Origin of the sequence: Gymnodinialimonas ceratoperidinii (genome assembly GCF_019297855.1) — a bacterium.
GTDB classification, from domain to species: domain Bacteria; phylum Pseudomonadota; class Alphaproteobacteria; order Rhodobacterales; family Rhodobacteraceae; genus Gymnodinialimonas; species Gymnodinialimonas ceratoperidinii.
Map to the genome: position 1 here is coordinate 3377865 of NZ_CP079194.1, position 10666 is coordinate 3388530.

Below are 10666 nucleotides of genomic sequence, written 5' to 3' on the forward strand. Positions count from 1 at the left end.
AGGGCTCCGCCACGGTCTGCCTTGGATTACTCGGCCGCGACGCGGTAGAGATCGCGGACGTACCAGTTGTTCTCCACGTTCTCCATCGGCCAGTTCCGGATCGTCGGGTCCAGCACGAAGTTCTGCGAGTAGTGGTAGATCGGGATGATCGCCATCTCTTCAGCAAGGATCTGCTCGGCCTGCTCGTAGAGCGGGTTCGGATCCGACGTGACCGCCGCCTCGGACATCAGCGCGTCGTATTCCTCGTTCACGAACTTGCCGTCGTTGTTGGCGTTGCGCGAGGTCAGAAGGTCAAGGAAGGTCGAGGCTTCGTTGTAGTCACCGCACCATGCCGAGCGGGCCACGTCGAAGTTCTGGTTGCCGCGAATGTCGAGGTAGCTCTGCCATTCGTAGTTCGCCAGTTCGATGTTCACGCCAAGCGGCGCCCACATCTGCGACACGGCAATCGCGATCTGCCGGTGGTTCTCGGAGGTGTTGTAGATCAGGTTCAGGTCGATGGGGTTGTCGGGGCCGTAGCCGGCCTCGGTCATCAGGCGCATCGCTTCTTCGTTGCGTTCTTCCTGGGTCATCTCGGAGTAGGCGATGGTCGGCATCTCGAAATCAGCGGTCGCCCAATGGGTGAAGCTGTAGGCGGGACGCTGACCGGCCTGAAGGATCTGATCCACGATCACGTCACGGCGCACGGCGTAGCTGAGCGCGGTGCGCACGCGGGGGTCCTGCAGCGCCTCGTGGCCGCTCTCGGACTGGTTGATCGTGTAGTAGTAGGTACACAGGCGCGGCGTCGCGTGGACGGTATCGGGCATCTCCGCTTCCAGATCCGGATAGGAGCCGGCGGGAAGGTCGTCCATCATGTCGAATTCGTCCGCCTGGAATCGGCTCAGCGCCTGGTTGGGATCGTTGATGACATAGCCGGTGACACGCTCGATGATCACGTCATCCGCGCCCCAGTACTCGGGGTTCGGCTCAAGCTCGAAGAATTCGTTCACGGCAATATCGGTGAGGATATAGGCGCCGTTGCTGACGATGTTGCCGGGCTGCGTCCAATCGGAGCCATGGGCCTCGATGGTGGCCTGATGGGTCGGCATCAGCGTGTAATGCACGGCCATCTGCGGGAAGTAGGGCAGCGGCGCGTTCAGGGAGACTTCCAGCGTATGGTCGTCGATGGCACGCACGCCCAATTCCTCGGGCGGCAGCTCACCGGCGATGATCTCGGCCGCGTTCACCATCTGCGTCAGCTCGACATACCATGCATATTCCGAGGCCGTGGCGGGATCGGCGGCGCGGCGCCATGCATAGACGAAATCATTGGCGGTGACGGGATCACCGTTGGACCAGCGCGCGTCGTCGCGCAGCGTGAAGGTCCATGTCTGGTTGTCCTCGCTCGACCATTCGGTGGCCACGCCGGGGCGCAGGGAGCCGTCGGCGTTCTGGGTCAGAAGCCCCTCGAAGACCTGCCGGGCCACGTGGCCGCCTGCGGTCTCTTCGATCAGCTGCGGGTCGATGGAGGGAAACTGGTCCAGCAACCGATAGGAAAATTCCTGAGTTTCGGCCAGCGTCTCGCCGGTCTCCGGATGGGTCTCTTGCGCGAAGGCCGGCAGGCTCAGCACCAAGGTGCTGGCAGCGGCAAGTAGAACGTGACGTTTCATGATAATCTCCCGTGGTGTGACTTCTCCCATGGCCCCTCCGCGCGTGCAGCGCATGGGAACCGAGGCTCATCTTTCCGCGCAAATTTTGATATGTCCACGCTTGTGGCACGGCTCGGCCCGGTGACGGCGCGTCAGAGGCGAAAAGTGAGCAAGAACTGGCCGATGACCCTGCGTCGGCCTTTCCATGCAAGGGGGTACGGGCCTTTTGATGCCGCCCGCGGGGCGATCGCGACAGCCGCGAAGGGGAGAGAGTTTTGCGCGGAAACCCCGGATGACTAAAGTAAAACTTCACCGGGACGCCACCCGCTCGCGCGGGAAAATGCACGCACGGGGGCGGGCGATGGGGGCGTCGGGCGGCTCAGAAGCTCTGGCTGAAGGACAGGCCGAATTCCTGCGTCTGGTCGTAGTCTTCCTCGGCCAGAGGCACGGCGGCGTAGATGTTGAAGGGGCCGATGCCCGTGTCGATCCGCAAGGTGACACCGGCGGCGCTCCGCAGATAGGCGGCGTCATCCACCGGGTCGGCGCCCGCGAGGCCGCCGTTCACGTCATCCAGACCCCAGAGGCTGCCCGCATCGAGAAAGACGCCGGGCGTCAGGGAGGAATCACTGCCGAAAGCATTGGGGAACCGCGCGTCAAAGCGGCCGATGCCGTAGGAGGTGCCGCCCAGCGCGGGCTCGTTGTCGACGGCAAGATCGCGGGGACCGAAGCCGCCGAAGGCAAAGCCACGCAGGGAGCTGCTGCCGAGCATGAACCGGTCGCCGATGTTGGAGGTCCCCTCCATCGTCGCCATGTGGCCCAGCCGCACCGAGCTGCCGATGATCACATTGCCGTCCCCGAACGTGTGGACCGTCGAGGCGCGCGCCGTGAAGATCGCGAATTCGTGGTCACGGCTGGTATGCCCGGCCTCGATCCCGAAGCTGAACCGGGCGCGACGCAGGGGGCCGCTGCCTTCAATCGGAAGCGCGGCGCGGTAGGTCGCGCCAAGCGAGAGGCGGTGGTCCTGCCCCTCATCGTTGCGGATCAGGATGGAATCCGTCGCATCGACCGAGCCGATCTCGTTGCGCGAGTAATTCAGGAAGGTGGAAATCTGGCTGCGCTCGGTCAGATCCCATGTCAGACGCGGTTGCAGGCGGGTCGCGGTGGATTCGAACCCATAGACATCGCCCTCGGTCGTTTCCGAATGCGAGAGCGTGAGGCCGAAGCGGGGTGATTCTCCGAAGATGGCATCGTTGCCGTAAGAGACGTTGAAGCGAGTCGCGCCTTCCTGCGCCTCGATCCGCATCGAGAAATCGGCGTCCTGCCCGAGGAACCTTTCGGTCTCGTATCCCAGCCCCCCGACGAAACCGCTATCGGTGTTATAGCCAATTCTGGCTGACAAATTCGCGATCGGATTGGGGTTGTAGCTGTCCGCGGCCGCTTCCGGCGCGCCCTCTCCGGTCGCCACGGTCTGCGCCGTGGCCTGCATTCCGCAGGCGCAAATCATCGAAGCCAAGAAAATTTTGAACGAGCGCATATTGTCCCCCGACGCTGCCTTAGCGTAACGCTAATGAATTCAAGCCGTTGTTCCTAGCCATCGAAAAGCGGAAACGGCGCATTTTTTTGAACCTGTGACTTTCAACGTCGCCGCACATGATCCATCGTTCGGCATGGATCATGATTTCTCTGAACTTGAACGCCTCGCCCACAGCGCCGATGCCTGTGAACGGTCATGGTCGATGACGGCGCAGGGCACCGAGGCGCGGGTGCTTTTCTTTTTCGAGACCTCGGTGGAGGCGTCAAAGATGATCGCCTCGGCCGCGCTGTCCCTCGGACTGCCAGAGGGGCTTTTGTCGACGTGGTCACGGGCCTTGCCGGGGGCCGACGCCATTGGCCTCGCGCTGCGCGGCGATGGCGCCTCGGTCCGGGTCTACACGCAATATTGGGAGGTGCTGGCCGCGCGGGTGGACGCGGGCAACCTGACGCCTTTCCCGCTGTACCGGGGGTTCAAGTCGCTCCCCTCGGGCGTGGTGCGCCGCGATGATTACCATTGCCAGCCGGTTGCCCCCAAGGCGGCGTTCTGGCCACCGATGGCCGAGAGCTTCGCCCGCTTCGGCCTTGACCCGGTGGCCGCCGAAGACGTCTTCGCCGACCTGACCGCGGAGACGGCGATCTGCACGCGCACCATGGCGGCGGAGCGATCGTCGTGGCTGACAACCGTGCGGCGCGCGGAACTGGACCGTGCCAGCCTTGCCCGGTGGGCCGCCCCCCTCGCCGAGCGCCCCATGGGCGACGAGATCGTGGAGGCGCTGCGAACCCGGGACCTCGTGCACCTCGCGGGCGGACGCGACAGCGAGAAGGGCGATTTCCTGACGGTCTACGTCGAAAGCACGCCCGAGCAGGTGCTTGGCGCGCTGGAGCGCCTCGCCTAGAGCTCCCCGATTAGAGCGCCACCGCGCAGCTGCTGCCGGCGGGGATCGCGCGGTCGGGATTGTCGATCTCGGCCATCACGGTGAACGTGTTCGAGGTGGCGTCGATGAAGGGATCGATGGCGGTGATCGTGGCCGTGACGCTGGCTTGCGTCAATTCCACCGAGAGCGAGATTTCCTGCCCGATCTCGAATTCGCCGAACGCGCCGGCAAGGAAGACCAGCTCGGCCTCGAGTTGATCCACCTCGATGATCCGCAGAAGCGGCTCCGGCCCGATCAACTCGCCCTCCGCGATGGCGACCTCGGCGACGTAGCCCGCGAAAGGCGCGCGGATGGTGCCGCGCTCGAGCTCGATCAGCGCGCGCGCCTGCTCCGCCATGGCAAGCGCCAGATCGGTGCGCAGGGCCTCGATCTCGTCGCGGGAAATCAGGTTGCGGCTCAGGAGCCCTTCGCTGCGGCCAAGGCGCTCCTGCAGGCCGTTGATGGTGATCTGGGCGACCTGCAGATCGGCGTCGGCCAGACGCGTATCGAAGCGGACGAGGGGATCGCCCGCCTCGACGAAATCGCCCCGCGCGACATCAACGGAGATCACGATCCCGCTGCGGTCGGAGCCGATATCGCTGCTGCGCGCGGGCACCAGCAGGCAGGTCAGGGGCGCGGCGACCTGGGCTGCCACGGGTCCGGCGCAAAGCAGCCCTGTCAGCGCTGCCGCCATCATCTTCCACCTTCGCATCATCTGCCTTCCTCTTTTTACCGATAGCCCAATCGCTTAACCATATCCTGTTCACGCAGCAGTGTCTGCCGTCGCATCGCCCGCGACCGCCGATCCCGGTCCGCCTGTATCTGCGACAGGCTGCGGGCCGGGAAGGCGCCCAGACGCAGCAACGAGGTTGCAACGTGCCGCGCGAGGGAGAAAGCCCCTTCGACCAGCCCCCGGTCCTGCAGGCTGATCATCGTGTCGTAGCTGCCCGGATCGCCTTGCCGCCCTGCCCGTCCATAGAGCTGCCGCTCCAACCGGCCCGAGGGCATGACCGAGGCGATGATCACATGCAGGCCGCCCGCTGCGCGCACTTCCGGCGCGAGGCCGATGTCGGTGCCGCGCCCCGCGAGGTGGGTGGCGATGGTGATCGCGCCCTGCTGACCGGCGCGGGCGACCAATTCGGCTTCCTGCGCCTCGGTCAGCGCGTCGAGCACCGCCACCTCGCGCCCCAGCTCGGCGAAAGTCGCCTGCAGGGCGGCGCTTTCGGCAACGTCGTTGAGGCCGATCAACACGGCGCGGGTTTCGGCGATATCGATGGCGCGCCGAGCGACCGCGTCCCATTTCTGCGCCTGCGTGCGGAACACGCGCAGCGGGTTGCCCTTCAGCTGGCTCCTGGCGTGGGGCGCGACGGCCCAGACCGCGAGGCCGTAGATCGCCCAGAACTCGCCCCTGCATTCCTTCGCGGTGCCGGTCAGGCCCGAGAGGATGCGGTATTGGCGGAAGTACGTCTGCTGCGTGATCTGCCCGACGGTGCGCGTCTCGTCACTCGGGGGGACGCCCGCGACCAGTTCGACCATCTGCTGCAGGCCGTAATCCCATTTGCGATCGGGCATGAGCCGGCCGGTCGCCTGATCGATCATCACGACCTCATCGTCCTGCACGATATAGGCGACGCCATTGAGAAACCCGTAGCAGGCCATCAGCGCCGTTTCCGCCAGCCCGATGATGTCCGAGGTCCGTGCCAGCGGGTGGCGCCAGCTTGCAGCCTCGCGCTTCAGTGCCGCCAGCCCGCGCGGGGTCAGGCGCCAGCTGCCATGCTTGTCGCGCTCGCGCTCCGCGCCCTCCTGCAAGGCGCTTGCGAAGGCGACGAGGTGCCGGAACAGGGCCATGTCCACCGGCGGTGGCGGCTTGGACGGCTCCGAAAGGATCATCGGCACCGTGGCGTCATCGATCAGGACCGAGTCGGCCTCATCGATGATGGCAAGCGCCTGCCCGGTCTGCCGGGGGCGATGGCTGTCGCCAAGGGTGCGCTGTTCGCGCCGGTCGCGGAGGTGGTCGAACACCACGACCTTGTTGGTGCCGTAGACGATGTCGTGATCGTAGCCGGTGCGCCGGTCGTCGTCCTTGTCATCCTGCTGCATCACGGCGGTGCTGACCCCGATGAAACGGGCCATCGGCGCGATCAGCTCGTGGTCACGCGCGGCGAGGTAATCGTTCACCGTGACCACATGGACCGAGACGCCGACGCTGGCCGCCGCAATCGCCGCCATGCCCGCCGCCAGCGTCTTGCCCTCACCCGTCCGCAACTCCACGCAGGTGCCCGAGAGGAGCCGCAGGGCGCATTCGATCTGGTTCTCACGCAGCCGCAGGCCGGTCTCGCGGCGGAAGACTTCGAGCACGGCGCAGAACCGCTCGGCCCCCTTGGCCGCATCCATAAGATCCTCGGCGCGGAGAGGCTTGTCGAAAAGCGCGCGCAATTCGGCATCGTCGAGCGCTTCAAAGCTGGCGCGCTCGGCGGCAATGGCGCGCTGCATGGCGGCGGTTCGGTCGACCCGTGCAGCGAAGCGCCAGGTGATCCATTCGTCCAGAAACAGGCGTACCCGTGACAGGGGTTTCACGTCGCGACGCACCGGGCGGCGGCGCGAGCGCGCGAAGGCCTTGAGGGTCGGACGCTCCGCCATCGCCCCGCCCTAGAAGCGCGTGACGCGCAGGAACAGGCGGCGCAGGTGGAACTGGGCCTGCACCAGCGCGCTGGCAGAGCCGAGATCGACCCGCGCCTCCACGCGCGCGCCGGCCCACCGCGACAGATCGCGGTCCGGCGCGGCCCAGATGATCCAGCGCGCATCCAGCGCCATGCCGGGGTTGCCCGGCTGCTCGGGCACCGGGCCACCCGCCGAACGGAGCAGCTCCGGCGGGACCTGCTGACCCACGTCCACGATCCGCTCGCGGGTGAAAGGCACGGTGATGGAGGTCTCGTTCGGAAGGCGGAACTCGATCCGGCCCACCCCTTCGGCGCGGCCGGAATAAGCCGCCGGGATCGCGGCCACGATCTGCAGCGCCTCGGCGTTGATGATGAAGCCCAGACGGTCGCCGCGGAACACGAAGGTGCCGGGCGTCGGCGCCTGACCCGCCGTCCAGCTCAGGCGTCCATCCAGCGGCGCCCGGACCGAGAGGGCGTCTTCCAGCACCTCGGCATTGGCGAGGCTCGCGAGGGCGACCTCGAGCTCGCCCTCGAAGCGCTGGCGCTCGGCCACGCTCAGGCCGCTGCGCTCCAGCGCGTCTTCGAGGTAGGCGACGTTCATCGCCAAGGCGTCGCGGCGCGCCGATTGGACCGGGTTGGTGAGCTGAATCAGCGTCGTGCCGCGTGTGACCTGCGCGCCGTCGGCAACCTCGCTGTCCGAGAGCAGACCCGCCGTGGCGGCCGAAACCTCGGCGCCCGGCACCGGCACGATGCGGCCTTCACCACGGGCAGAGAACGGCAACGGGACAAAGGCCAGCAACCCGATGGCGAGCGCCAGAAAGAGCGCCAGCCGCACCCCGGCCCGGCGCACCCGGTTTTGCGTTCGTGCCATGCGCACCCCTTTTTTTGCAACTTTGAACAGCGGCCAGAACACCCCCATGATGACAGCCCATGCCGCCAAAAGAATGCCGAAAACATAGAACCATGACGAGACGATCAGCGCGATCGTCAAGGTCAGGAGCATCCGGTAGGCCAGCGAGGCGACGCCGTAGACCGCAAGGATGCGCGCCTCGCCCGGACGCGGCTCCACCTCTTGGCGCAGTCCGATGATCCGCGACAGGAACCGGTCCTGCAGATACTCGCCGGAGCGCTGCGCGAGGTTGGGCATCTCCAGCCAGTCGGCGAGCACGAAATAGGCATCGAATTTCAGGAGCGGATTGCCGTTGAACACGATGGTGGAGATCGAGCCGATGAGCACGAAATTGAACAGGAGCGCGCGCTCCAGCCCCGGTTCGATCTGCAACCAGATGAGCAGCGCGATGGCGGCGATCATGACCTCGGCCACGATGCCCGCCGCCCCCACCAGCATCCGCGCGTATTTGGAGGGCAAGGTGCTGGCCGCCGACGCCTCGACATAGGGCACCGGGAACATCACCAGCAGCATGACGCCGAATTCCCGCACTTCGCCGCCGAAGCGCCTGAGAGCGTAGCAATGGGCCAGCTCGTGCAGGCCCTTCATGATCGGATAGGCCAAGGCGAGGGACAAAAGCCCCCCCTGCGAGATCAGCGATTGATCCGTCGATTGCATCAGCGCCTCGGCGTTCATGATCGCCATGGTGATCGCCGTGATCACCAGCGCGAGGATCGCGATGCCGCCAAGGGGCGTGAAAAGGAAGGCCACGAACGGGTAAGTGACCCGGACCAGCGCGCTCGGGTCGAAGAGCTTGATCTTGACGGCAAGGGGGCTGACGAAGCGCTGCTCCACGGCGGCGGTGCGGCGCTTGCCTGTCCGGTCGCTGAGGTGCTTGGGATCGAGATCGTGGTCCGACAGCAGCAGGCCGGAGCCCACCAGCTGCATCACCCATTCCACGATCTCGCCCTGGGTTGGCGCAATCGCCGGGCGCTGCATCAGCGCTTCCCAGATGTCGCCGAGGCTCGTGCGGCCATCGAACATCTGCCACAACTCCTGCGCACGTTCGGTCAGGCGTAGATGTTGGCCGGTGACCTGATCGGAGAGGACGATGAAAGCCTCGCCGCGAAACATCTGGTGGCTGGTTTCAACGGCCGCCCGGCGACGGAAGCTTTGATCGGACAGAAGGTGCCAATCGGGGTTCCGAAGCGTCGACATGGCCGGTCAGCTCCACCGCCAGAGCGTGCGGCGCAGCCACCGCGCGGCCCCGCGCGTATAGGCGCCCAGCATGGATGTCTCGCCGCCGTCGACCCGGACAACGCCGCGCATCCCGTCGAGCAGGACGACGTCGGGCTGTTCCTCGATATCCATCCACGCGGTGAAGGTGTTCACCCCGTCGCGAAGCTGCGGATCGGAGGTGATGTTGCTGAGCGTGACCTCGATGGGCGCTCCGGGGTGGGCGGTCAGCAGCAGCGTGCCGGCGGCGTCGGCGTCAAGGTCCGCGACCCAATCCTCGTCGATGAAGACCAGCACCCGGAAGCCATCGGGGGCGGCAAGCTCCAGCAGCGGCTCGCCGAGACGGACGCGGCCGCCAACCCTGCGCCACGCGTCGCCGCCGACGACGACGGCCGGCGCCTCGGCCTCGAACCGGGCCAGATCCAATTGCCGTTGCAGCAGGTCGAGCCGTACCTGGATCTGCCGGCTCTGGGCCTCGAGGCTTTGCACGCGGGCGCTGTCACGCTGCGCGCGGGCGGCCTGTACTTCGCTGGCGACCTCGGACAGCTCCGATTGGGTTTCGGCCAGTTGCAGCACGAGGTCGCTGTCCTCGAGAGCGACGATGACCTCCCCCGGCTGGATGCGGTCGCCAAGCTGGAACGGCGCTTCGGCGAGGAAGCCGTCGTAAGGCGCGGAGACCACGCGGCGGTCCTGCGCTTCAATCCGGGCCGAGAAGGTGGGTTGAAACTGCGATGGCCAGAGCGCCAGCGCAACGATGAGGCAGGTCGCGAGAAGCAGGAACAGCTTGAGGCGCCAGACCGTCGGGCCGAAGACGCCGCGGATGATCGCCCAGAGCCAGTTCCCCACCCGCCGCCAGAGCGAGGGAAACGCCCGCGCCTGGATCGAGAGCGAGGTGCTCAGCACCTGGGTCAGGAGATCGGCGGATTCGGGATGGATATCGCCGGCCAGCGTGTCATCGGCCCAGATGCAGACGATCACCGCCTTGGGATCATCGCCGCCGTAGACCGGCAGGGACAGACCCCGCGTGCCGCCCAGAACCCGGATCCGGGCCATGGCGTCTTCCAGCAGGATCTGCTCCTTCGGGTCGGGCAGCTGATCGTCGGTGGCGGTGGGCAGCTTGTCGTCGGGCTCGGCATCGACCACGTCGATGATCTGCGGCGCACGGGCGCGCACCGCGTGATCGGCCAGCGCTTCGATCTGGCTGCGGGCCTCGCTGTTGCGGTCCACCATGCCGCCGCCCGAAAGCGCCTGAAGCTTGGGCTTGTCGCCCTTCAGCCAGGTCACCGCGATCAGGTCGGGGGTCAGGGCTTTCTCCAGCCGGGCGACCCATTGGTCGGCAAGCTGGCGGCGGTTGCGGGCCGTTGCGGCGTCGAGCAGGATCTGGCTGCCGACCTCGGTGCCGATGGCCACGGCCCCCAATTGCGCGCTGCGGTCGCTTAACGCGGCGACGAGGAGCCAGCCCACGCGGGTCTCCACCAGCGTCAGTTGCGACTGCAGGTCGGCGGGGGCGACCCCGTCGAGGCGCAGCATCAACACCAGATCGAGCCCCGCGCCGCCGACCATGTAATGGGCGGCCCAGGCGTTTTGCGCGCCGGCAATCGCTTCCACCGCACCGCCCCCGTCCGGGGTGTAGGCGTCGAGCGTCGGCATCATCCGCGCCTCGTCGATCTTGCCGAAACGGGCCGCCTCCTGCCACAGCCCGTCGCCTTCGCGCAGGAACGCCTGAACGCCCGAAAGACCCTGGAGCGACGCGAGGTGTCGTCCCAGGGCCTCGCGGAAAAGAGGGTATTCAGGGCTGGCGGCCATAAG

General features: G+C 66.6%; 7 protein-coding genes. 1 reads left to right on the forward strand and 6 read right to left on the reverse strand.

Features of this window, described 5'->3' with window-relative positions:
- Nucleotides 1-26 precede the first annotated feature (26 nt).
- Both KYE46_RS16325 and KYE46_RS16330 read right to left on the reverse strand, forming a co-directional pair.
- Nucleotides 27-1646, reverse strand: a complete 1620-nt coding sequence (locus KYE46_RS16325; RefSeq protein ID WP_219002117.1) for a peptide ABC transporter substrate-binding protein — start codon at nucleotides 1644-1646, stop codon at nucleotides 27-29.
- Nucleotides 1647-2004: 358 nt separating this feature from the next.
- Complete coding sequence (locus KYE46_RS16330; protein ID WP_219002120.1) at nucleotides 2005-3159, reverse strand: BamA/TamA family outer membrane protein; 1155 nt, start codon at nucleotides 3157-3159, stop codon at nucleotides 2005-2007.
- Between the two features lie 133 nt (nucleotides 3160-3292).
- Between KYE46_RS16330 and KYE46_RS16335 the strand changes: the two genes are divergently transcribed.
- Nucleotides 3293-4054 carry a hypothetical protein gene (locus KYE46_RS16335; protein ID WP_219002122.1) on the forward strand — a complete coding sequence of 254 codons (762 nt, stop codon included), beginning with the start codon at nucleotides 3293-3295 and terminating at the stop codon, nucleotides 4052-4054.
- Between the two features lie 10 nt (nucleotides 4055-4064).
- On the opposite strand, the gene KYE46_RS16340 is transcribed toward KYE46_RS16335, so the two are convergent.
- From KYE46_RS16340 to KYE46_RS16355, 4 genes are read right to left on the reverse strand one after another with little or no spacing between them, the layout of a single operon-like run.
- A complete protein-coding gene (locus tag KYE46_RS16340) occupies nucleotides 4065-4787 on the reverse strand; it encodes an efflux RND transporter periplasmic adaptor subunit (RefSeq protein WP_219002124.1) in 723 nt (240 codons plus the stop codon).
- 14 nt (nucleotides 4788-4801) lie between these two features.
- On the reverse strand, nucleotides 4802-6712 hold the full coding sequence (locus tag KYE46_RS16345; RefSeq protein ID WP_219002127.1) for a preprotein translocase subunit SecA: 1911 nt from the start codon (nucleotides 6710-6712) through the stop codon (nucleotides 4802-4804).
- 9 nt (nucleotides 6713-6721) lie between these two features.
- Complete coding sequence (locus tag KYE46_RS16350; protein ID WP_219002128.1) at nucleotides 6722-8839, reverse strand: PqqD family peptide modification chaperone; 2118 nt, start codon at nucleotides 8837-8839, stop codon at nucleotides 6722-6724.
- Nucleotides 8840-8845: 6 nt separating this feature from the next.
- On the reverse strand, nucleotides 8846-10663 hold the full coding sequence (locus KYE46_RS16355) for an RND family efflux transporter (protein ID WP_219002131.1): 1818 nt from the start codon (nucleotides 10661-10663) through the stop codon (nucleotides 8846-8848).
- Between the last annotated feature and the right edge of the window lie 3 nt (nucleotides 10664-10666).